Source organism: Marivirga atlantica (assembly GCF_016734805.1).
Lineage (GTDB): Bacteria > Bacteroidota > Bacteroidia > Cytophagales > Cyclobacteriaceae > Marivirga > Marivirga atlantica.
In genome coordinates, this window is the sequence record NZ_JAERQG010000002.1 from 449,633 (window position 1) to 473,244 (window position 23,612).

Consider the following 23,612-nt stretch of genomic DNA (forward strand, 5'->3'; position numbering starts at 1 on the left):
AAGTTTACTTTGTTGTTAAAAATAGTGAAAAAATCGGACTTAAGTTCATTAAACTGTTTGACTGTAAGATATTTAGTCTTTTTAAGCTAATTGAGTGTGTCTTACCTCATGCCTGCCAACCGCTGATTCTAGCGCTATTTGCGATGATCAATTTATTATTTTGTGGGCTTGAGTAGCATTACTTTTTGGGTTGTAATAGCATAATGTTTGGTTAAGCTCGAGTCACCCTTTTGTATAACTAATCCTGTAAATCTGCCAAAAGCAGGAAGAATCATTTGCCGTTCTGTTTTGAAATAGCAAGGAAGTTTGAGGCTGGTTTTACCTTTTCCTTTTACACTGATTCCCGGGTGAATATGGCCTGATAAATTGAATTGGGGAGCTATAGCAACTAACTCTTCTTTAGCTAACGGATGATGGGAAAGCGTAAATGCCCCATAGTTAAATGGCTCATCAACTAGTTCAATAAGCTTTTTATTATAAAGTTCATCAGGAAGTATATCATGATTACCCCTTACCAGCGTGAATTGGATATCATTATATTTTAAAAGAAAATCTTCAAATAGTTGCCACTCATTATTTAAGTCGCTGTGAAATAAGTCACCAAGAAAGAAAACTTTTTGCAGCTCGTATTTCAATATGATGGCTTCTAATCTATCAAGCTCATCATGAATTATATTTGAAGGAACCGGAATACCTGATTTACGAAAATGAGCAGACTTACCTAAATGTAAGTCTGCCATGAATGCGGTTTTAGTATTTAATTGAACGAGTGCTTTTTCAGGAGTTAGTAGAAAATCTTCTCCTTGTAACTGTATAATCAAATATTAGTCTGCTTTTAACCAGGTTTGAGTTCTGTAAAGAAAGGCTATATAACCTCTTACTTTTAGTTCTTCACCATCTCTCCAAATTTCACAATCATAAATTTTTCCACTTTTAGGGTCTAGGATCGTACCATCTTCCCATTCATCACCATCCTTCTCCATTTCTCTTATGATTTCCATGCCGATGATTTTCTTGTTTTTTCTATCATCTTCACATTCGTCACAAATAGGGTCTTGCTCTTCGTTAGGTGAGCGGAATAGTTTAACAATTTTGCCATAGGCTTTACCATCTTTTTCATAGATTTCAACTATGCTTTTGGCTTTACCGGTTTCATCATCAATGGTTTTCCATTTACCAAAAATGTTGTCTTGAGCTTTAACCCCAAAGGTAAAAGCAATAAGTAATGCTATTAATAATACTCTTTTCATATTTTTTGTTTTAAATGCTAGTAAAGCAATGTTATCAAATATTTGGCCAATAAAACTATAAGATTTTTCACGATTTCTCTAATTGTGCCTGAATTTTTGCAACTCTTTCTTCCAGTGTTTCAGTAGAAAAAGTCTGTCTGTTAAGTCTATCAACCATAATTGGGAATGATAGTGGTGTTGGTTTGCTTATTTTTTTATAGACAATTTCTTGTCGGTTGATGTTGTCAAGAGCTTTTAGTAATCTTTCTTGTTCCAGTTGCTGTTGAATAACTTCTCTGTGTGCTTGTTTTAGTAACAGGTTGTCAGGCTCGTACTCCTCAAAAACTCCGTACATAATACTCGCAGATGATTGCAGGTGTTTTTCTTTGATTGGCTTGCCGGGGAATCCTTTAAAAGTGAGGCCAGCAATTGCAGCAATATCTCTGAATTTCCTTTTTGACATTTCGGTTTCGTTTATTGCTTTGATCATGTCTTCTTCAAGATTATGAGCATTCAGTAAATCTAAGGAGAGCATTTCTTCGACATCGAAAGCTTCATCTGTTAACAACTCAAAACCATAATCATTCACTGCAATGTTAAAGGTAATGGGTTGAGAAATGCTGATTCGGTATGCTATTAAGCCAGCCAGCACTTCGTGAATAAATCTGCCTTCAAAAGGATAGAAGTAAATGTGAAATCCCTCTTTAGATATAAATGACTCTACTAATAACTGATTTCTTTTTGGTAATATAGAAAGTTGTTGTTGCCGTTTTAGCAGTGGTGTTATCGTTTCAATCTCGATATCTTCAATCTTTCCTTCGCTGAAATCTTCTAGCTTTTTGCGAATATGATAGGCGAGCTGTGATGATAGTGGCATTCTTCCTCCCATCCATTGAGGTACGAGGCTATTCTTCTTCTTGCTCTTTCTCACTTGTACGGTCATGTCTTTTAATCTGACAAACTCAAGGTTTCTGCCAGAAAACCAGAATGCATCACCTGGTTTAAGCTTGCTGATAAAATATTCTTCAATGGTGCCGAGGTAACCACCCTTAATGTATCGAACATTTAAGATTTGATCGCCTACTATGGTTCCAATAGAAAGCCTATGTCTCATGGCGATCTTTCTACTTGTCACTTTAAGTACACCATTTTCTTCTACAACTTTTTGATATTCGTCATAAGCCCCCAAGCTTTTTCCTCCAAATTGAATGAAGTTTATACACCAATCCCACTCATCATCAGTCATATTTTTAAAACAAAAAGTAGACTTTACGAGTGGCTTTATTTCTTCTGGTTGAAGACCATCACTAACAGCTAAGGTTACCAAAAATTGAATGAGTACATCAAAGGCAAGCGTAATGGGAATTCTGGCTTCAAAATCTTTTTGGATTACCGCTTCTCTTAGAGCTGCACCTTCAATCAACTCTAAAGAGTGTGTGGGTAGAAAATAAATTTTACTTAAAGCTCCAGGCCTATGGCCACTTCTTCCGGCACGTTGGGCAAATCTTGAAACGCCTTTAGGGCCACCTACCTGAATGATGGTATCAACTGGTCTGAAATCAACACCCAAATCGAGACTTGAGGTACATACCACTACTTTGATAGCACCAGAATGCAAGGCTTCTTCCACCCATATTCTAATTTGGTTATTGAGTGAACCATGATGCATAGCCATTGCACCTGCTAATTCCGGTGCTTTTTCCAGTATTTGTTGATACCAGATTTCTGTTTGCGACCGTGTGTTGGTAAATATTAAAGTTGTTTTGTTACTGTTGATGATAGGTAAAACCTTGTCAATGAGTTTAATACCTAAATGACCTGCCCATGGATATTTTTCCACTTCATCTGGTAAAATGGATTCTATTTGTATAGACTTATCCATATTGGCAGTGACAAAAACACCTTCATTTTCTACTCCTAGCAGTACATCCTGAGCTTCTTCTAAATTTCCAATTGTGGCTGATATTCCCCAGACTTTTAATCTATTCTGAGCATATTCTTTTAGAACAGTTAATCCAAGTTCTACTTGTATGGCCCGTTTGCTTCCAAGTAATTCGTGCCATTCATCTACCACAAAAGCTTCAAGCTTACTAAAGTATTTGTGAGCATTCTTCTGGCTTAGTAATAGGTGAAGACTCTCGGGAGTTGTGATAAGTACATCAGGCGGGGAATTTTTCTGTTTTTGTCTGTCTTTGGTAGATGTATCACCAGTCCTCAAAGCGATCTCTAAGTCTAAATTGAAATCGTGAGTGGCGGCTTGCATGGCTTGCTGGATATCTTTAGCCAATGCTCTAAGAGGTAATATCCAGAGTAGTTTTAAGCCTTTATTAATTTTCTTCTTTCTCTCTTGCTCCATTAGGAAGGCTAAAAAAAGTGCGTAGGTTTTACCGCTTCCTGTAGGGGCGTTGAGCAGGCCTGATTTATTATTTAGGTAATGTTGCCAGGTTTCCTGTTGGAAGTCAAAGGCTTTCCAATTTTTTTGATTAAACCATTGCAGTGCTGGATCTATTACTTTAGCCATACTTCTCTAATAATTCTTGAAGGTCTGAAAGTTTGTTGGCTTCTTGCATGGGTTTATCCTGTCTCCATCTGCTTATTCTCGGGAAACGCAAAGCTATACCTGATTTGTGTCTTTTAGACTCTTGTATACCTTCAAATGCTATTTCAAAGACCAATTCTGGTTTTACAGTTCTTACAGGTCCAAATTTTTCTTTTGTATTTCGTTTTACGAAAGTATCTACTTTTCTCATCTCGGCATCGGTTAATCCGGAATAGGCCTTCGCAAAAGGTACTAATTCATTATTATTCCAAATGCCAAATGTGTAATCTGAATATAAATCGGCTCGTCTACCATGTCCTTTCTGTGCATAAATCATGACACCATCAATGGTGAGAGGAGCAATTTTCCACTTCCACCAATTTCCTCTTTTTCTACCTACTTCATATGGTGAATCTTTCTTTTTAAGCATAAATCCTTCAGCCTTGCGGTTGCGAGATTCCTTTCTAAGAGCTTCAAGCTCATTCCATGTATTAAAAGCTACAGGAGCAGAATAGTGAAGGTTATTATGGTCTGTTTCTTCTATTATTTTCTTAAGTTGATTATGTCGTTTTGTTAAAGAAATATTTCTGAAATCTTTTCTGTTCAGTTCCAGCAAATCATATGCTTTGAATATTATTGGCGCTTTATCAAGGATGTTTTTAGTTAGATTTTTTCTACCTATACGCGTTTGTAACAAGGCAAAGGGCAGGGGCTCATCATTCTTAAAGGGTAGAATCTCCCCATCTAATACTGTTCCCTGTGGTAACTGTTTAGCCATTTCTACAAGCTCTGGAAATTTCTCAGTTACTAATTCTTCACCTCTACTCCATATGGAAATTTCACCTTCTCTATTGATTAATTGCCCTCTAATACCATCCCATTTCCATTCTGCCTGCCAATCCTTTGGTTGACCAAGTGCTTTTACTTCCTCATTTTCAATGGGGTGCGCTAAATAAAACGGGTATGGTTTGGCAAGGTCGTCTGATTTATCTTCCTCAATTATTAATCTATTAAATGTGGTGGAGTCAGGAGTCCAATCGCCCATTAACCTATGAGCCAATATGGACTTGTCTATATCATAGGTTTCACTCAAAGCCCTTGTTACTAGGTTTTGTGAAACACCTAATCGCCATCCTCCTGTCATCAGTTTGGTGAAAACAAAGCACTCCTGCCTATTAAGTGAGCGGTAAATGTCTTTTAGTCGAGCTTCTTTTTCATCATTTTCTAATTCACCAATGGCTACAAGCTGATCTATGTAATAGGTTAATGATTTGTCTTTAGCAACTGTATTTAAATTGTCTGGCAGCAAAAGTGAAATGGTTTCAGCCACGTCACCTACTACTTGATAGGATTCTTGAAAAAGCCAATCAGGAATTCCAGCCCAATTGGTAACCCATTCTTTTAATAAGGTACTGTTTACTTTTCGCTTAGGTCTGCGGTGAGTGAATAACGCTAAAGCCCAAAGTTTATCGCTATCTCGAGCGGTTTGAAAATACTCCTTTAAGGCTTTTACCTTTAGATTGGTCTTATTGGTTTGATCAAGTGCTGTGATTAAAGCTGCAAAGTCTTTCAAGAGAATTTTTAGACCCTAACTTGTATGAAAAGTCTTTTGTTTTAGCCTGGTAATTTAATGTTAAATGTAGTATGCTTGAGATAGGTACTCTCAACCTGAATAGATCCTTTCATCTTTTCAACTGCTATTTTTACAAGGTAGAGACCTAGACCGCTACCTTTTGATCTATCCGAAGCACGATAAAACATGTCGAAAATAGCGTCTAACAAATCACTTTTTATACCTATGCCATTGTCCTTTATTTTGATGTTTATTTGTCCACCTTCCTTAGAAATGGAGACCTTTATTTGATGAGGCTCTTGTGCATCAGGATTTTTATAGATCAGACTATTTTCAATTAGGTTAAATAGAACAGTGTAAAGTAACTGATGATCCGCATAAATAGGCTCATTTACTGTAGAGTTGAAAACGAACTCAGACTCCTCTGATGAATATAAATAATTAAGCTTTAATTTTATTTCTTCTATAATTTCTTCTACAAGTAGCGGAACAATTTTAGGATGTTGATTGAATATTTCATGTACCTGGGTCAATTTGGACAGCAATAGATCCATGTCTTTTGAGGTATGTTCAATCATGTCTAGATACTGTATATTCTTAACAGAAGGCGTTTCAATTTTAGCAAGACTAGCCAAGCCTAATATCCTACTTAGTGGTCCTTTTAAATCGTGTGAGGCTTTGTAAATGAATGTGTCGAGCTCTTTGTTAGTTTGCTTTAGTTTTTCCAGCGTCAACTTAATCTTAGCCGTCCGTTTTTCAACTTTCTTCTCTAGCTGTTTGTTGAGTTCTTCGAGAGTATCGTTAATTTGAAGCACTTCTTCCTGACTCTCTTCAAGTTCTCGATTTTTTAATTCTATTTGTTCACTTTGAAGTTTTAGCTCCTCAGTTTGCTCGGAGAGCTTCTTGTATTGAAGTTCAATTTCTTTTTTCTGCGATAATACTTCAAAAGTTCTGTCTGCAACCAATAGTTTCAGGTGTTTTCTATGTTTCCTTAACCTGTAATTATATAGCATCACAATTACCCAGATACCTAGGAGACCTGCAACTATAAAGAAAATTTTAGCCCAAGTCGTAAGATACCATGGAGCTTCAATAATAAAAGTATAGGAAGTCGGTTTGCCTTCTGTTCCATACAAGTTCTTTGACTTAAGTTGGAAAATGTATTTACCGGGAGCGAGGTTGCTGTACTCTTTTTGGGTTCTTCTGTTCCAGTTTGACCAGCTTTCATCAACTCCTTTTAAATAGTAGGAATAAGTGTTTTTTTCTTCATAAGTGTAGGCGCTGCTGGAAAATTCGAATTTAATATTATTGTTGGAATAGCTTAAAGTTGGGATGTAGGCATCGGGTTGATAATCTACAAAAGAGGGTGCACCGGTTTCATTCTCTACACTATAAAATCCATGAAAAATGATCGAATCACCAGTTGAAACTCTGTTCATGATTGTTTTGAACGGAAGGGTAAAGTCTACATCAATATTTTCATCATATTTATAAAGGCCTTTAGTTCCTGCTATCCATATAACACCAACTTCATCAGGGTCAGGATATATGTGATTCACAATTTGATTAGGAAACCGTTGAAGTCCTTGGCTGTCATCCTCATATTTATTAGGTGCAAGGTGTTTTAGTTTTTTGATCACTTGTTCATTATAGCTGTTGGTAGTAGCGTACCATATGTTTTGTTGGTTGTCTACAGCAGCCTTTAGAATAGGTTTTTTAATATTCAGATAAGGAACGGGGATAAAAAAATCTGTTGAGTCTTTATTAGGGTGAGGGTTTAACTGATAGAAGCCTTTAGAAGTGGCAAATACTGCCAAGTTATTTTCAAGCTTTATAATATCTATTTCGCTTGTCTTTGGGATTCCATGCTTTTCATTAAAGAACTCTAATGTCGCTGTATCTTGTTTTAAATTTATTTTGTAAAGTCCTTCCCATTTGATGGATAGCCAGGCTGTGGAATCATTTATGTATTTAACGGTATAAGGCGTTCCTATTTTAGTGTTATTTATTAACTTTGTTTTAAGATTCTTATCCAAGACGTAAACACCATTGTCCTCTGAAGGGATTATGGTTTTACCATTTTCATAAGAGTCTGTAGTCCAGGGATTGTTAATGTCGGTAACCTTTACCGCTACTGAATCTTTGATTTGAAATAAACCTTGGTCAGGAGCTGCAGCCAAAAATATTGAGTCTAATACTCCAAGTCCAAAAACTCTTCCCTTTAGGTTATCAACTTTAACCCATTTATCATTTTTCTTTAGAAACATATCTTCCATACTAGATATATAAGTATTACCATTAGCTTTGATGACGCGGTTAATAAAAAGAGGGAGATTATTAGACGTATTCCAATGTTGCCATCTAGATATAATTTCACTTATGGCTATACCATTTTGCGTAGATATCCATAAATTATCCTGAGTATCCTTTGTAATACCGGCAGTAATATTTGAAATTAATCTATTAGATTCATTAAGGAAATAGTAGGTGCTATCTTCTTCAAGTATTAAAACACCTTCTTTTCTAGTACTAATTGCCAGGGTTGAGTCTATTTGTAATGCATTGTATGGGATGCTTTTCTTTATTTGGTTTCTTAATAACCGGTCTAGAAAAATATTTTTAATAGTTAATTGGGAGTCATTCAAGACGAATAACTCATAATCTGGATGGGAAAAGAAATATGACTTACCACCAAATGAAAAGGGGACAGCCAATAAGTATTCTGGTTTGAAAAGAGTGTCTTTTGTAAGTATTAATTTATCATTATATATGTATTTGATAGGTTCATTTACTTCTTTAACATAAATCTTGTTTTCAGAAACAAGAATATTCTGATTATGCCTTGAGTAAGACTTTAATTCTTTTAAATTACCTTTATGATATATATAAAGAGCTTCTCTTGATAAAAAAACTATTGAATCATTTAAACCTTGAATTCTTCTAATTCGTGTTTCAGCATTTGTCTCAATAAATTGAGTTTTAAGCTGACCTCTTAAGTTTGATTTGAAATAACCAAATGATTTGTTAGAAGCGAAATAAATTTGGTTTAAAGAAGTACAGAATAATCCATTAATGACCGAGTTTTGATTTATATTGAATGGTTCATAGTTTTTACCTGATTTCACAATCAAACCTTCAATATTGCCTATAAATATTTTACCTGTTGATTCTTGCTGGAGATCAATATTTGATGGGGATAGATTTAATTGATCTGTACTGAGGTTTGTAGTAAAGGGTGCTTTAAACGACTGACTAAAACAACTGTTAATAATAAATAACGCTATTACTAAAGTTATAAATATCCGCATTGTATAAATCTCACTTACGTATTTGATAAACCCTTTTAAAGAATTTTAAATCGTAATCTAAGGATAAAATTGGTAGGATTTAACTCTTAGCTTGCAAAAAAATAAATCGAATACTTTGGGAAGAATAATAAAAAAAGAGACCCTAAGATCTCTTTTTTAATGTTTCTAAGTATGTTGGATTATATTTTGAAGGTAACTCTTCATACCATTTAACTACAGTTTCAGCTCCTAAATTATCATAAATGTAGGCTAGCTGTTTTTGATAGCGATCTTTCCAAGCTTTAATTTCTGCTGTAGGGTTTTCGCTAACTTTTTCCTGATAGGCTAATTTAGCCTTTGTAGAGGTTGGCTCATGATGTATGAATTTTCTAAATTTCTCCATACAATATTTATGGTATGACCTAGTATGTAGAATAAAATTATGCCACATCTCATCGATGATCGCCAAAGGCTTATCAATCGATAGTGAAAATTTTTCTTCTTCACTAGCTTTTGCAGCTAACCAGAGCCACTTTTTTGTTTCTTCAAAAATCGCTTCAGCCTCTGCTTCACTAACATTGTACCTGTTCATAAAGCCAGCAATAACATCAGAACTATTATCAAAATCCAAAGCTTCCTCTAAAGAACAAGTTCTGTTAACGGTTTCTGTTAAAAACATAGCTTTAAAGCTTTATGCTGTACATACTGGCATACAAACTGGTGCCTGATTTGGCTGTGCTTTTTTAGTTAATCTGTCGATTAATTCTTCTTTTGAAAGTTTAACCTCTTGTGCTCCCTTTGATGTAATGTTGTTCATTTTAAGTTAATTTTATTGGTTTGTGTTGTTTCGGGTGCAAAAGTAGCTATCACTTTTTTAAATACAAATAAGTTGTTGAAAATCAGTTTTTTATGATATTTATTTTGATTTATTTAATTCTGATATTTTTAATTTTGGCAAAATTAAAACAGATAGATATTAAATTATACATGTAATTATTTCTGCTGAATTGAAAAATACAGAACTGTATATTTTTTTTGAAAAATAACTTCAATCTTTGATTAGTTATAAAAGGATTATTTCAAGATTTGAACTTGGCCTAAATAAAATAATATGTATAAAAAAGGGCAGTCATCCTGTGATGCTGCCCTTTATTTTGATGGTTCTTTAAGATAGTAGTTAAGGCAACTCTAATGCCATACACATAATTTTTTTCATTTGCTGGTTTTCGTCTACAATAGGCATATAGTCAAAATAAGCTTCAAATGTAGTCCCATCCTTTCTGGATATTTTATCGATCTTCTTAAATGATTCGTTTGCCTGAAGTGCTGGAAGTACTTTTTCCGGTAAATCAGTGATGAAATTACTATCAAGTAAACTGAACTGTTTATTTATGAGGTCGTCACTTGTGAATTTGGTTTTACTTTCAGCCACCGGATTGGCAGAAGTAATCGATCCGTCTTGCTCCATTTCAAAAATCATTGCTGATTGAGAAATAGCATTTTTGAATGCACCAATTTCACGCCCTTGTCGTTCCATTTCTTCTTGAGTAGCTTCTAGCTCTTCGGCATTCTGCCTCATTTCTTCTTCCTGAGCCTGTAGCTGTTCAGCCTTCATTTGTGACTCCTCTAACAGGCTCTTTGTTTCTAAGGAAACTTGAAGACCTTGAATAGTTGAGGCTATACTTTCACCTACTTTTTCAATAAACTCAATGTGATATGGCTCAAAAGGCTTAAAAGAAGCGAGTTCTATTATACCAAATATTTCATCATTTAGCTTCATTGGGCTGATCAATAAATGAGTAGGAGGTGCTTCTCCTAAACCGGAACGAATTGAAATATATTCCTCCGGAATCTCAGAAAGATATATGTGATCTCTTTCTAAGTAAGCTTGCCCAACTAATCCCTGACCTGGTGCTAATTCTTTCTCAACATATTTCTGTCTCTGATAGGCGTAAGCGCCCTTTAGCACTAACTTAATATTTCTTTCGTCTTGGTTATCAACGATAAAAATAGAACCTTGATTAGAATTGGTATAATTTACAAGCTCGCTTATCAATTTAGCTGAAAGGTCTTCAATATTATCATTGTTTTTCCTGAGGATATCGCCAAACTTAGCTACTCCTTCATTAAACCAAACACGCCTTTTATCTTGCTCAGCAACATTTTGTAGTTTGGTTCTCATTTCAGCCAATGATTCACCTAAGTGTCCCTGATTTTCAAAAACAGTAATTTCAGTATCAAACTGACCTTTGCCTACTTCTTCAGCAAAGTGTGTTATTCCCTTTAAGTTTCTTACTAATTCGTTTAGTGCTTTGATGATAGAGTTCAATTCGTCTTGAGAGTGAGGCAATTCTTCCGGTAAATTACCTTCCGACATTTCACGAATTTTGACTTTAAGGTATTTAATTCTGCGAAGTACTGTTTGTATGATGAAAAGTGCAATCAGGGTACTAACGATCAATGAAATAATGAATTCAACACCCAGAATGTAGGGTATCCGGTCTTTTGTTGCCTCTATTTCTGCTAGTACTTGGGCTTCAAGTTGGTTGAGTTTGTCTTTTAAACTAGTGGAAAGGAATGTGAGATGAATGATGTCATTAATCGTCTCTTCACTATTTAACACTTCAGTAGACTGTTGCTCAAGAGCTTCTTGCTGTGTAGCTCTGATCTTTGGTAGGTGTTCTGTAAGTTTGGTTACATAAAGAATAACCTCATCATTACCGAGTTTTTGAGTTAAGCTGTCTAACTCATCCAGTTTGGCATTTATATCTTTATTCCATCTTTTTTCGATATCCTTCGGAAAGAAATCGTCTTGTGTAGAAATATATCTAAAGGTCAATATGGTGGTCAAATCAACTAGTTGCTGAATTTCTGCAGATCTGGTAGCACTATTCTTATTTAAGGCTATTAGATTCCGACTTTTTTTAAGTTGATTTTTCCAAATGAAGTGACTGCTAAGAAGCATAATAATGGCAAAAAAACCAATCAAAAGGAAGCCGATAGTTATTCTTCCTTGTAACGTCTTGAAATCGGCTCTGATGTATCTATGAATTTTTCTTCTATTAAATTCTTTGTTAGTACCTGTAGCTTGCTGCTCTTTCTTGCTCATAAAGAATGTTTAAAACAAATAGGATTTGTAAATATTAGACTTCTTTTAAAAATAAGATAATACCTATGAAAATACAATAAAAATAAAAAAGGCTGATTCCTATTAGTCGGAATCAGCCTTTAAGTTTTAATAAACTTTTTCGAGTTTTAAAACTGAGCTGTTTTTTCAGTTTCTGAATTTGGTTTTACAATCTCAACTTCAGCTTTATCTTCTTTCGAAGCCTGAGCTGAATGATCAATAGTTGTAATATGAGGTGCAATTACTAAGGCAACAATGGACATTAACTTGATTAAAATGTTCATTGAAGGTCCTGAAGTATCTTTGAAAGGGTCACCAACAGTATCACCAGTTACTGAGGCTTTATGTGCATCAGATCCTTTGTATTCCATTTTACCATTGATTTCAACACCTTTCTCAAATGATTTTTTTGCATTATCCCATGCACCACCAGCATTGTTTTGGAAGATACCCATCAAAACACCTGAAACAGTAACACCTGCTAGTAATCCACCTAAAATTTCTGCTGAAGAGGTATCTTCAAACACTCCTTTAAAACCAAAGCCAACTGCAATAGGAACTATTAAAGCGATGGCGCCTGGTAAAATCATCTCCCTAATAGAGGCTTTTGTAGAGATATCTACACATTTCTCATACTCAGGCTGAGTAGTACCTTCCATAATACCAGGAAGTTCCTTGAATTGTCTTCTTACTTCTTCAACCATATCCATCGCAGCTCTACCTACAGCAGCAATAGCGAGTGATGAGAAGATAAATGGAATCATTCCACCAATGAATAAAGCAGCTAAAACAGGTGCTTTATAAATATCAATTGAGTCAATTCCAGAAAGCCCTACAAATGCTGCAAATAAAGCAAGTGCAGTTAAGGCTGCAGAAGCTATGGCAAATCCTTTTCCTGTTGCTGCAGTTGTATTACCAACAGCGTCCAAATTATCTGTTCTACCTCTTACTTCTTCTGGTAAACCGCTCATTTCGGCAATACCACCGGCATTATCAGCTATTGGTCCGAAAGCATCAATTGCTAATTGCATGGCCGTAGTAGCCATCATACCTGCTGCAGCAATTGCCACTCCATATAGGCCAGCAAAAGTGTAAGATACTACGATACCTGCAGCTAGAACTAAAATAGGCAAAACAGTTGACTGCATACCAACGGCTAATCCGCCAATTATATTAGTTGCGGCACCTGTGCTAGATTGTTTAACTATTGAAAGAACAGGTTTTTTACCCATAGCAGTATAGTATTCTGTTATGATACTCATGAGTGCTCCCACAATTAAACCTGTGAAGATAGCCCAGAATACATCCATCGCTGAAAACTCATAACCTCTTATTGATAGTGTTTCTGGTAGCATCCAGGTAACAAGAAAATAGGAAGCGGCTATTGTTAAGATAATGGATGACCAGTTACCTAAGTTTAGTGCTTTTTGTACACTGTCAGTTTCTTTGCTTATTCTTACAAAGAAAGTTCCTATAATAGAGAATACTAATCCTAAACCAGCTATAATCATCGGAAGTAGGATTGGAGCTATTCCACCAAATTCATCGGCAGAAGAAATTTCCCTACCTAAAACCATAGTAGCCAATATTGTTGCTACATAAGATCCGAATAAATCAGCACCCATACCTGCAACATCTCCTACATTGTCACCAACATTATCTGCAATCGTAGCAGGGTTTCTTGGATCATCTTCCGGAATCCCAGCTTCAACTTTACCAACAAGGTCGGCTCCAACATCGGCAGCTTTTGTATAAATACCACCACCAACTCGAGCAAATAGCGCAATTGACTCAGCACCTAAAGAGAAACCAGCTAAAACTTCTAGCGCTTTTTCCATGGCAACACCATTAACATCACCACCGGTTTGAAGCACATAGAGGTTATAAAAGAAAATGAATAATGAACCTAAACCGAATACAGCAAGACCAGCCACGCCAAGTCCCATAACAGTGCCGCCCGAAAATGAGACACTTAATGCCTTCTTTAAGCTTGTTTTCGCAGCTTCAGTAGTTCTTACATTGGCCTTGGTAGCTATGTTCATTCCTATCCATCCTGCAAATGCAGAAAATACGGCTCCTATTAAGAATGAGATAGAGATTGTCCATGAAGAAGTTTCTACCAAAGTACCTGAATAGGCTAATAACAATCCTGCTATGATAGCAAAATAAGTCATCACCTTCCATTCTGCTCGAAGAAATGCCATGGCTCCTTTTGCAATAAAACCAGCTAATTCCTGCATTCTTTCGTCACCAGCAGCTTGTTTACTTACCCATGAAGATTTAATAGCCATTACGATAAGGCCTACAATACCAAGGATAGGTATTGTCCAAATAATATTACTCATAATTCTTACAATTTTTCAAAACCCTGCAAATATAGGAGTATGAATATTAAATGGAAATGAAATATGGTTAAAGATGATTATTCTGCTAAAGTCATTTACAAAAGATTGCTTTTGTAAATTTTTATATTGCCAATGAAATATAAAATAATGACTGATTGTAAATAAGCTTTTTTCATCTGGCAAAGTTTTATCTATTTTTGATTTCAATTTAACAGCAGATGAAGAAAAGAATACTTTTTATTGATAGAGATGGCACTATTATACACGAACCACCAACTGATTATCAGGTTGATTCACTGGAAAAGCTGGAATTTCTTCCTTATGCCATAAGTGCACTACAGTTTGTTGTGCAAAATAGTGACTATCATTTAGTTATGGTTACTAATCAAGATGGTTTAGGTACTGATTCTTTTCCTGAAGATACTTTCTGGCCAGCACAAAATAAAATGCTTAAGCAGTTAGAAATTGAAGGAGTTAAATTTGATGAAATCATTATTGATAAAACCTTTGAGCATGAGGGTAAGAATACACGAAAACCAGGAATAGGTCTTTTAAAACACTTTCTTTCTGAAGAATATGACTTAGAAAATAGCTACGTTATTGGTGATAGAAAAACCGATGTGCAGCTAGCAGAGAATCTTGGTGCTCAATCAATCTTTATAGGAGAAGATTATGAAAAGGCTACTCTTTCGTCAAAAGATTGGCGTGAAATAGCCAGATATTTAGTGTTACCGGCAAGAGAGGCTTCAATAAACAGGAAGACTAATGAAACGGATATTTCGATTGCTTTGAACTTGGATGGCCAGGGTAGGGCAGAAGTTGATACTGGTCTTAAGTTTTTTGATCATATGCTTGATCAGTTGGGTAAACATGGAGGTTTAGATCTATCCATTACTGTAAAAGGAGATTTGGAAGTAGATGAGCATCACACAATAGAAGATACGGCTCTTGCGCTAGGAGAAGCTTTTAAGAAAGCTTTAGGTAACAAGAAAGGTGTTTACCGCTATGGATTTTTATTACCTATGGATGATTCTTTAGCTCAGGTGGCTATAGATTTTGGAGGAAGACCGTGGATCAATTGGAATGCCGAGTTTAAAAGAGAAAAAGTGGGAGATATGCCAACTGAAATGTTTTTTCACTTCTTTAAATCATTTAGTGATGCTGCTCAATGTAATCTTGATATTAAAGTAGAGGGTGATAATGAGCATCACAAAATTGAAGCTATTTTTAAAGGTTGGGCAAGAGCTATTAAGATGGCGGTTAAGCGAGACGAAAGTCGTCTTCAGGATTTACCATCAACAAAAGGCACTTTATAAAAGGAAAGGACTTCTAGTAAGTCCTTTCAATACTACCACTACCATAAATTTTCTTACTTAATTCTTTTGTAGCTCCTTTTACATCTATACTCCCACTGCCATAAATGGTAGCATCTAGTTTATCTGTTACATTAATATTGGCTGATGAAGAGCCATAACTTAATACTTCGGCAGAACTTACCTCAAAGTCATAGGCTTCTACATCACCTGAGCCTGATAAATCCAGTCTTAAATTATTGGCATAACCTGAAAGCTTCAAACGACCTGGCCCTGCAACCTTGGCATCCACAGTTTTGCCTTTTATATCAGCTTCTAACGAACCTGATCCGGCAACCAGAAGTTTTAGATCATCGGCCGCGATGGAGTTTTCTGTAATTATCTTGCCTGTTCCGTTAACACTAAGTGCTTTAACATCTTTTATAGACACATATACTTTAAGAGTAGGTAGTATTTTTATATCATCTATCTGACGTAGCACACTTTTATCGTTACTTTCCTCTTTATTGATATTAATGTGTAACACGCCTTCCTTAACTACAAATTCTGAAATTTCATAAATTTCTTTTACCGCCTCTACCTTAACCTCCACCTTGTTTGACTGCTTCACATATACAGTATATTTAGAGTTACAGCTAATACTATGGAAATCAACAATATTAAGGTTATGACTATTTACTTGGGCAGTCAATTGAAAAATAACTGCGAAAATGAACAATAAACTAAGCGTTAATTTTTTCATATGAGTTGTGTTTTTGATAAGATGAATCTATTAAATAATTCGATGAATGAATAATGTAACTGCTTAAGGCCAAGTAAGTTTTTACCTTTAATCGATTCTTTTTATTGTTTATACCCTAATTTATTATAAAAAAATTGCTATTTATGTGGGGCTAACATAACCAAAAAACTCAACCATATTAATAATTCATGAGTCATCCACACTTACTTACCCAAACAAGAAAAGCATTAGATGTTGAATTAAAAGTTAAAGAAGGCGAAATACCTCAGGATTTATCTGGATTTGTTTTTATAAACTCAGGTGCTGGTACTGTAAATTCCGGAGGTTTGCCTTATCCAAAAACGCTACCTAATGGGGAGTCTAACAAAGAATTTGGTAGTCCTGTAATAAATGGGGATGGATACATGTACCGGTTTGATTTAACTGATGCAGGTAAGGTAAAGCTTAAAACAAGTATTTTAAAAACGCCTTGTTATTATGCTGATCGTGCTTCTAGTCCTGAATTGAGTGGTGCTGATAATCCCTGGGCAGATATAGCATTTAAAAACAAAGGAATTGCCCGGATGTCTAATAAATTAGGAACAAGAAACCAGCTTAATACCGCCATTACGCCCTTCAGACGGCCAGGTGATAAGCAAAGTAGGTTATTGGCTACTTTTGACGCTGGCAGGCCTTTTGAATTTGATCCTGATTCATTAAAACTAATCACACCGATTGGTGAAAATAAGTTTTGGAGAGCTGGAACACCTCCATTCTTGACTAATCCTTTCCCGATGGTGCTAACAAGTGCTCATCCGGTTTATGACCCCGAGACTCAAGAGGTTTTTAGTGTAAACTTTACTAAAACAACAAAAGCCTTATTGAGTGCTACAGAGATTTTCCATTTAATTTTTGATGAAGAAGCCGATATTGAAAGACGATTAGAAGAGCGTATTGAAGAGTGGAAGGAACTCGAAAGTAAAGAGCAGGTAGTTCAGGAGGTGAATGATTTCTTTTATACACATAAGGCAGCACCTAAAAAGAACGGTTTCTGGGCATGGCTGAAAAGAATTTACTGGAATTTAATTGGTAGTAAGTTTTCTAATGAGAATGCGGTTTATTTGGTAAAATGGAAGGGAGAGAAAACACCGGAAACTTTCAAAATTGTTAATGAAGATGGTTCGGCCATAGAAATTGAGCATAATATGCATCAAATTGGCTTTAGTAAAGATTACGTCTTACTAGCTGATACAAACTTCAAGTTTACACTTGATGTGATGCAAAATAATCCTTTTCCTAATAATCAAAAGATTGATGAGTTTCTAAGAGACTTGTTGGATGGTGAGCAAAATGATTATTCATCCTTATATATTATCCATAGAAAGGATTTGGTTGACCCTAAAAAGGAAGTAAAAGCCCATAAAGTCGTACTACCGGTTGAAACCGTTCACTTTTCTGCTAATTATGATAATCCTGATGGTGTTTTAACAGTGCATACTGCTCATAACTGTAGTGCATGTCCTGCTGAGTGGATCAGATATTACGATACCCGAAAATGTGATGATCAACCTATTGACCTCCAGAAAGTCGGTTTAATAGCTGTCGGTGAAATGGATATTAGTAAGATTGGTAAAGTGATTATTGATGTTCCTAATAGAGACGTTTGGGAAAATAAATCTAAATTTCTTCATTTAACTGGTGATTTGGATCATCCTACCGATCCAGGCCCACATACCTGGGCTATAGGTTTGTATACGTATCGTGACATGTTATCTCCTGATAAGAATGTTGGGGAAATAAAACACATCTTCTGGCAGGCATATGGTTTGCAAGATGATATGCTTACAAATTTCATGTATAACCTTTATAAAGATCCGAAGAGAAACCGTACTTATCAGGCAGAACAAATCTTAGAGTTCACGAGTAAGGGAGCACCATTTATTTTACAAACTGTTGATACCGATTCGATGAATGTGACAGATCACTACTCTTTTCCGAAAGATACCTATATGTGGTCATTACAATTCGTGCCGTCTCGAAATGAGAATAGTGATATTCCAGAATCTCTTAATGGATATGTTTTAACTACAGTAATAGGTAAGGATAATTCTGATAATCATACAGATAGTTATTTTTCCGAGATATGGCTTTTTGATGCTAATAATTTGAAAAAAGGGCCCGTAGTAAAGCTAGAGCATGAAGAGCTACAATTTGCTTTCACTATACATTCAGTATGGGTAGCTGAGGCTCAGGAAGTTGATGAGCCTCCATATAAATTAGATATTAGGAAAGATTATAATGAACAAATAAAACACATCAGAAGAAGGCGGATACGTAGAAAAGTGCAATCATTAATGAATCAGCATGTTTATCCACACTTTCGATAAAAAGTTTTTAAAAGCCTTTAAATGATTAGAAATTTGTACAGATTTTAGTAATCTTGGATTAAATGAAGTTAAACCTCACTGATAGTTTCGGAATAAACCTTGTTGATGCCTGGAAGCAGGAGTATATAAGAATTGGCTCTATTTATGCCAAGTGGGGGGCTTTATTGGTTATATTTTTATTTCCATTAAGTGTTATTCCCGAATTACCAGTTCCAAAACCAAATATCAATATTTGGTATTTATTTCGATTTGGGCCATCCGTTATAATGGCGGTTGTATTCTTAATACATCAAAAATTCAAATTTAGTCACGAACTACTTTTTGAAATAATTGCCTTCTGTCTATTCACTTCAGGTGCTTATATGGTAGATTGTAGTGACTGGATGGGTTATATCATTTCAGTTTCTACTATATTTTTTACAAGTGCTGTTCTTGTAATCCTCAGGCCTTTTTACTTCATCATTAATTTTATTTTTGTAATGGCCATCCAAGTCATGGTGCATTCATACTTCTGCGATGCTTCAGTAGCTGATTATTTTTTAATGAGAGGTGTTAACATCCTCATAGTAATCGGAGTCGCTTGCTTTTCGATTGCCGCATTTAGGTATTATATTCTAAAGAATAACTTTATGCATCGTGTAGCCTTGCAGGAGGCACACTTTGAGCTACAAGAAAGAAATCAAAGCTTAATAAAAGCACAACAGGATTTGAGGTTTAAGAGTAATCAAATATCTGAGCAGAATGAGGAGCTTCAAATGCAAAAGGAGGAAATTCAGTCGCAGCGTGATGCTATGGAGCAGCAGAAGGATTACATTGAACGCCAGAATCGGGATATTATAGGTAGTATAAGATATGCTAAGAGGATACAGAATGCTATGCTACCTAGCGAAAAATATTTTAAATCTATCCTTCCTAATTCTTTCATTTACTATGTACCTAGAGATATTGTTTCTGGGGACTTTTATTATGCTGCTGAAGTAAATGGTAAGAAAGTGATTGCTGCGGTTGATTGCACAGGACATGGTGTGCCTGGAGCTTTCATGTCCTTAATAGGAGAAACCAACCTTAATGAAATTGTAATAGGTAATCAAATAACATCACCAGAGTATATTTTAGAAGCCTTACATGAAGGAGTATACAATATGTTGCGCCAATCGGAAAGTGAAAATCAAGATGGTATGGATGTGGCTCTGGTTGTTATTGATGAAGAAAACCAGCAGATTGAATTTGCCGGAGCTAAAAGTCCTTTAGTAACCATTGATGTCAATGGAAAACTTAATGTTTACAAGGGTGATAAAGTAACGATAGGTGGCCAACGCGAAGACGGGAATTTGTTATCTTTTAAAAAGCAATCTGTACCTTTCCAAAAAGGTATGCATTATTACCTGTTCTCTGATGGATACGCGGATCAATTTGGCGGAACTAAGGATAAGAAGTTTATGCTTAGTAGCTTTAAACAGCTACTTGTAGAAGTCAGTAAGCTGCCTATCATTGAACAATATAATGTTTTGGACCGGTCATTTATACAATGGAAAAATGGTTTTGCTCAAACAGATGATGTAATGGTAATAGGTTTTAAGCTTTAATCGTCAATCTATTATTATTTAAAGAAGCAAATTGCTACTTTTAATCCATTATGGAAGACTATAAATTTCTCATTTATATTGTAGGCTTTATTCTTTATTCGCTCTTTAAAGCGTTTAACAAAAAGAATAAACCTGTCACAAGAAAGAAAAGGCCATCATCGAATCAAGATGAACAGTCTAGCCCTAAAACATTTGAAGAGATACTTGCAGAGCTAAGTGGGGAAAATAAAGAAGCAGGTAAAAGTGTGTTAGAAGAAACCGATAGGATAGAAACAGAAGAGCGCCCTTTAGATCAGGAAATTAGCCGAGCTGAATATGAAAATGCTGATAGTACATTAAAGGAGCTTTATGAAAAAGGAGAAAAACTAAAGACCCTTAATGAACTTGTTGATATAGAGAAAATGGAAACGAAAAGTCGCTTTTCAGCTTATAGTCAAGCTTCGTCTGATAATTCTTTAGCGGCAGAGATACGCGAAGATTTTGAAAATCCTGATACTGTTAAAAAGGCTTTTATTTACTCAGAGATATTTAATAGGAAATATTAACCTTATCTAATTTATAAGTTTTCACCTCCCATTTGTTACCGTTTCTTTCTAACTGTGCCTCAAGTCTAACATTCTTCTTTTCCTCATATAATAGAGCCGCATTTTGAATTTTCAACTCTAAAAAGGCCTCTTTTTCTGTTAGGTTAAATTCTGTTAGATGCAGAAATACAGTTAATGCTTTATCTGTTTTGGCATCTTCATTAGCAATTAGAAGAGGGATTTGATTGATCTTATGTTCTTTGGCTAACTCAATTTCTTTGCTCTTTAAAAGCAGTACCTGACGATCACTGCTTGAACTAAATCTGGGAGCTTTAGAGAAAAACGATTCAACTTCATCTAGCTCAAGAACCTTTTGCAAAGCATCATCGGCTAAATTCTTTTTACTATCTAAAGTGATGTTGAAAAGAAATGTTGTGAGTAGTAATAGCCTGATTATCATAAAATTAAAATTTCAAATAATATAGATAATTTTTTAATTAGATGTAAATGTAGGCTAATTTATTCTTTTAATCTGTCTGGTTATTCGACTAATATTCGAATCTAATCGTTTGTAGCATCTATTTAAAGGAATACTGAGTATGTAAGCTTTAATTAACTAGCTTTCAGCATTTATTCACTTTTCTTTTCATTCAGTAGCTTCATCAATTCATCTATTTCATGAGTGCTTAAGTCTTCTTCTTTTGCAAAGAACGAGGCCATTTTACTAAAGGATCCATCAAAGTAGCCTGTAATAAGTTCTTTTAAGCTCTGCTTTTTATAATCCTCTTGTTTTAACAAAGGGAAATAGGTGAAAGTCTTGCCTGATCCTTCATGATCTACAATTCCTTTCTTTTCAAGTATTCTAATGATTGTGCTTACGGTATTGTATGCAGGTTTTGGTTCTGGTAATTCTGAAAGAACTTCACGAACAGTAGCTTTTTTCAAGCTCCACAGTTTTCGCATGATTTGTTCTTCAGCTTTTGTTAATTGTGACACGGGTATTTTTATTTTTAACTTTTGGTAGTGTTTTCAACAATTTAGCTAGTTGGAAACCTCATCCATACTATAGTTTTTATTTTTCAGAAAAATTAAACGATCATCTTTGTTTACCTCATGAGGATAGCCAGAAATAATATGTAACTTTTTATCAGCATCAATAATAAATAGCGGTATTATTGTTTTCCCTTTTTCTTCAATGAATTCTTCATATTCAGCTTCTCCATAGAATTTGACTTCAGAAATATCCTCATTGCTACGCATAAGCTGATTGAGGCTTAAATAATCTAACCTGGATTTGAAGAGCACATTTTTCGGTAATGGGATATTTTCATTTTCAGCCTCTTCTTTACTTACAAGTCTGTAGGTGTTTTGTTCTCCAAGCTCAGAATCGAACCAGTTCATAGCCAATGTATTAAGGCCTGAGTTGCTGGTTACGGCCATCAATTTACCAATTTGAGATAGGTCCACTTCCTCAAAAATTTCTTCAGAAAGCACATTACCTTCATAAACAGGTAGGTTAAGCTTGCGAGCTTCTTTTACATTATGTTTGGCTGTATCAGCCAGAAGCACATAGAATCCTTCTTTTTTTAGAAAACTAGCCAATTTTTTAGATAGCTCGTTGGCTCCTACAAATAGTACACCCTGAGGCTCCTTTCTTAATACACCTAAAAGTTTACCAATCCATTTAGCACTTGTGCCTTGTATAACTACAGTTCCCACAATTACTAAGAATACCAATGGTAGCAGTAATTCGGCATCTGATCTTATCTCTGCTGAATTAGTTGTTGAATTTATCAAATCAAGAGAAAATAGAGAAGCAACAGCGGCTGCTACTATTCCTCGAGGACCAATCCAGGCAATAAACAAGGTTTCTCGCCATCTCAAATTTGAACCTACTGAGCTTAACCAAACACCTAAAGGTCTTATGATAAAAATAACTACGGCAAATAATAAAAGGCTTCTTGTACCAAGCTTTTCTATCTGAACAATTTCTATTCTGGATGACAGCAGAATGAATAATAAGGTTACTAGAATAAGACTTATATCTTCCTTAAAGGAGAGTATTTTTTTGAAATCATCGAGTTTTAGATTGGCCAATACAATACCCATAATGGTTGCTGCTAAAAGACCGGCTTCTTTTTGAAGGATATCAGCAACGGTAAATACTAATATTACCATGCCTAAAGTGAAGACATTTTTTAAGTAATCAGGGATTTTATTTTTACCGATTAAATACCATATAAACACAGCACCAATTCCACCAATAAAGAATCCTATTGAAATGGTGATGAAGAAGTCTTTGAGAGCTTCAACGGTGTAGTAATTACCATCTGATGAGCTTTTGATAAATTCATAAACTAATACAGCAATTAAGGCACCGAGAGGATCGATTAAAATACCTTCCCATTTAAGGATGGTGTTTATTTTTGCGTTGGGTTTAACATTTCTTAAAATTGGGAGCACAACCGTTGGCCCACTTACAATTATGAGTGCACCAAATAATAAAGCTATAGAAACACTAAGGTCAAGTATTAAGTAAGCTGCTAGTCCACCTCCAATAAAAGTGATAAGCACACCTATAATTAATAAATTCCTAACAGTTGAAGCTACCGTTTTTACTTCTTTAAGGTTAAGGGTTAAGCCTCCTTCAAATAGTATTACACCAACTGATAGTGAAACAAAGCTGAACAACAAATCTCCCGAAAAGATTTGATCACCATCAAGCAACTTACTGCCATCAGGCGTGAAAAAGGTTGAAATAGGTCCTATTAACAAGCCTATAATAATTAGAGGTAAAATGGCAGGTTGCTTGATTTTCCATGCAAGCCACTGTGCAACTACTCCTAATACTAAAATGCCCGCTAGTTCTAACATTCTTATTGATTTTTGTAAAAAGTAAATCCTAAAATAAGTAAAATTCTGTAACTATTGATTATTGTTTTGAAATCAAAGTAGGAGAACTGAATCAATAAGAATGTATA

General features: G+C 35.2%; 17 protein-coding genes. 4 read left to right on the plus strand and 13 right to left on the minus strand.

The window, feature by feature from the left end; translation table 11 throughout:
* Positions 1–155: 155 nt before the first annotated feature.
* The 9 genes from pdeM to JKP34_RS09425 form a co-directional block, all read right to left on the minus strand.
* Positions 156–821: a ligase-associated DNA damage response endonuclease PdeM gene (pdeM, locus tag JKP34_RS09390; protein WP_201920137.1), complete on the minus strand. Its 666-nt coding sequence runs from the start codon at positions 819–821 to the stop codon at positions 156–158.
* Positions 822–824: 3 nt separating this feature from the next.
* Positions 825–1,250, minus strand: a complete 426-nt coding sequence (locus JKP34_RS09395; RefSeq protein ID WP_201920141.1) for a DUF2147 domain-containing protein — start codon at positions 1,248–1,250, stop codon at positions 825–827.
* A gap of 67 nt (positions 1,251–1,317) precedes the next feature.
* The gene (locus JKP34_RS09400) at positions 1,318–3,750 is read right to left on the minus strand and encodes a ligase-associated DNA damage response DEXH box helicase (protein ID WP_201920145.1); all 2,433 of its coding nucleotides are present in this window, start codon (positions 3,748–3,750) and stop codon (positions 1,318–1,320) included.
* Complete coding sequence (locus tag JKP34_RS09405) at positions 3,743–5,341, minus strand: ATP-dependent DNA ligase (protein ID WP_201920148.1); 1,599 nt, start codon at positions 5,339–5,341, stop codon at positions 3,743–3,745. Before JKP34_RS09405 ends, JKP34_RS09400 begins: the two co-directional genes overlap by 8 nt.
* Before the next feature lie 41 nt (positions 5,342–5,382).
* Positions 5,383–8,649, minus strand: a complete 3,267-nt coding sequence (locus tag JKP34_RS09410) for an ATP-binding protein (protein WP_201920151.1) — start codon at positions 8,647–8,649, stop codon at positions 5,383–5,385.
* A 142-nt stretch (positions 8,650–8,791) separates the two neighbouring features.
* Entirely contained in the window at positions 8,792–9,307 is a 516-nt protein-coding gene (locus tag JKP34_RS09415) for a glycine-rich domain-containing protein (protein ID WP_201920153.1), read from the minus strand.
* Between the two features lie 12 nt (positions 9,308–9,319).
* Complete coding sequence (locus JKP34_RS18290; RefSeq protein WP_262895657.1) at positions 9,320–9,445, minus strand: hypothetical protein; 126 nt, start codon at positions 9,443–9,445, stop codon at positions 9,320–9,322.
* Positions 9,446–9,805: 360 nt separating this feature from the next.
* Positions 9,806–11,737 (minus strand): GAF domain-containing protein, encoded by a 1,932-nt coding sequence (locus JKP34_RS09420; RefSeq protein ID WP_201920156.1) that lies wholly within the window; start codon positions 11,735–11,737, stop codon positions 9,806–9,808.
* 146 nt (positions 11,738–11,883) lie between these two features.
* A complete protein-coding gene (locus tag JKP34_RS09425) occupies positions 11,884–14,100 on the minus strand; it encodes a sodium-translocating pyrophosphatase (RefSeq protein ID WP_201920158.1) in 2,217 nt (738 codons plus the stop codon).
* A 218-nt stretch (positions 14,101–14,318) separates the two neighbouring features.
* On the opposite strand from JKP34_RS09425, the gene hisB reads away from it, so the two are divergent.
* On the plus strand, positions 14,319–15,416 hold the full coding sequence (hisB, locus tag JKP34_RS09430; RefSeq protein WP_201920160.1) for a bifunctional histidinol-phosphatase/imidazoleglycerol-phosphate dehydratase HisB: 1,098 nt from the start codon (positions 14,319–14,321) through the stop codon (positions 15,414–15,416).
* Between the two features lie 13 nt (positions 15,417–15,429).
* On the opposite strand, the gene JKP34_RS09435 is transcribed toward hisB, so the two are convergent.
* On the minus strand, positions 15,430–16,155 hold the full coding sequence (locus JKP34_RS09435; RefSeq protein ID WP_201920162.1) for a head GIN domain-containing protein: 726 nt from the start codon (positions 16,153–16,155) through the stop codon (positions 15,430–15,432).
* Positions 16,156–16,343: 188 nt separating this feature from the next.
* Here JKP34_RS09435 and JKP34_RS09440 point away from each other — a divergent pair, with 188 nt between their 5' ends.
* The 3 genes from JKP34_RS09440 (at position 16,344) to JKP34_RS09450 (ending at position 20,652) form a co-directional block, all read left to right on the plus strand.
* Positions 16,344–18,521 (plus strand): carotenoid oxygenase family protein, encoded by a 2,178-nt coding sequence (locus tag JKP34_RS09440; RefSeq protein WP_201920164.1) that lies wholly within the window; start codon positions 16,344–16,346, stop codon positions 18,519–18,521.
* Between the two features lie 62 nt (positions 18,522–18,583).
* A complete protein-coding gene (locus JKP34_RS09445; RefSeq protein WP_201920167.1) occupies positions 18,584–20,107 on the plus strand; it encodes a SpoIIE family protein phosphatase in 1,524 nt (507 codons plus the stop codon).
* Positions 20,108–20,157: 50 nt separating this feature from the next.
* The gene (locus JKP34_RS09450; protein ID WP_201920170.1) at positions 20,158–20,652 is read left to right on the plus strand and encodes a hypothetical protein; all 495 of its coding nucleotides are present in this window, start codon (positions 20,158–20,160) and stop codon (positions 20,650–20,652) included.
* Here the strand turns inward: JKP34_RS09450 and JKP34_RS09455 are convergent.
* From JKP34_RS09455 to JKP34_RS09465, 3 genes are all read right to left on the minus strand, one after another.
* Positions 20,636–21,091 (minus strand): hypothetical protein, encoded by a 456-nt coding sequence (locus JKP34_RS09455; protein WP_201920173.1) that lies wholly within the window; start codon positions 21,089–21,091, stop codon positions 20,636–20,638. The genes JKP34_RS09450 and JKP34_RS09455 overlap by 17 nt on opposite strands.
* Before the next feature lie 170 nt (positions 21,092–21,261).
* Positions 21,262–21,627: a BlaI/MecI/CopY family transcriptional regulator gene (locus JKP34_RS09460; protein ID WP_201920176.1), complete on the minus strand. Its 366-nt coding sequence runs from the start codon at positions 21,625–21,627 to the stop codon at positions 21,262–21,264.
* A gap of 45 nt (positions 21,628–21,672) precedes the next feature.
* A complete protein-coding gene (locus tag JKP34_RS09465) occupies positions 21,673–23,505 on the minus strand; it encodes a cation:proton antiporter (RefSeq protein WP_201920179.1) in 1,833 nt (610 codons plus the stop codon).
* Positions 23,506–23,612 lie beyond the last annotated feature (107 nt).

Excerpts from the sequence above, each read along its gene's own strand:
- JKP34_RS09395 (WP_201920141.1), bottom strand. The coding sequence starts at position 1,250 with ATGAAAAGAGTATTATTAATAGCATTACTTATTGCTTTTACCTTTGGG.
- JKP34_RS09400 (WP_201920145.1), bottom strand. The coding sequence starts at position 3,750 with ATGGCTAAAGTAATAGATCCAGCACTGCAATGGTTTAATCAAAAAAAT.
- JKP34_RS09410 (WP_201920151.1), bottom strand. The coding sequence starts at position 8,649 with ATGCGGATATTTATAACTTTAGTAATAGCGTTATTTATTATTAACAGT.
- JKP34_RS09415 (WP_201920153.1), bottom strand. The coding sequence starts at position 9,307 with ATGTTTTTAACAGAAACCGTTAACAGAACTTGTTCTTTAGAGGAAGCT.
- JKP34_RS18290 (WP_262895657.1), bottom strand. The coding sequence starts at position 9,445 with ATGAACAACATTACATCAAAGGGAGCACAAGAGGTTAAACTTTCAAAA.
- JKP34_RS09420 (WP_201920156.1), bottom strand. The coding sequence starts at position 11,737 with ATGAGCAAGAAAGAGCAGCAAGCTACAGGTACTAACAAAGAATTTAAT.
- JKP34_RS09425 (WP_201920158.1), bottom strand. The coding sequence starts at position 14,100 with ATGAGTAATATTATTTGGACAATACCTATCCTTGGTATTGTAGGCCTT.
- hisB (WP_201920160.1), top strand. The coding sequence starts at position 14,319 with ATGAAGAAAAGAATACTTTTTATTGATAGAGATGGCACTATTATACAC.
- JKP34_RS09435 (WP_201920162.1), bottom strand. The coding sequence starts at position 16,155 with ATGAAAAAATTAACGCTTAGTTTATTGTTCATTTTCGCAGTTATTTTT.
- JKP34_RS09440 (WP_201920164.1), top strand. The coding sequence starts at position 16,344 with ATGAGTCATCCACACTTACTTACCCAAACAAGAAAAGCATTAGATGTT.
- JKP34_RS09445 (WP_201920167.1), top strand. The coding sequence starts at position 18,584 with ATGAAGTTAAACCTCACTGATAGTTTCGGAATAAACCTTGTTGATGCC.
- JKP34_RS09450 (WP_201920170.1), top strand. The coding sequence starts at position 20,158 with ATGGAAGACTATAAATTTCTCATTTATATTGTAGGCTTTATTCTTTAT.
- JKP34_RS09455 (WP_201920173.1), bottom strand. The coding sequence starts at position 21,091 with ATGATAATCAGGCTATTACTACTCACAACATTTCTTTTCAACATCACT.
- JKP34_RS09465 (WP_201920179.1), bottom strand. The coding sequence starts at position 23,505 with ATGTTAGAACTAGCGGGCATTTTAGTATTAGGAGTAGTTGCACAGTGG.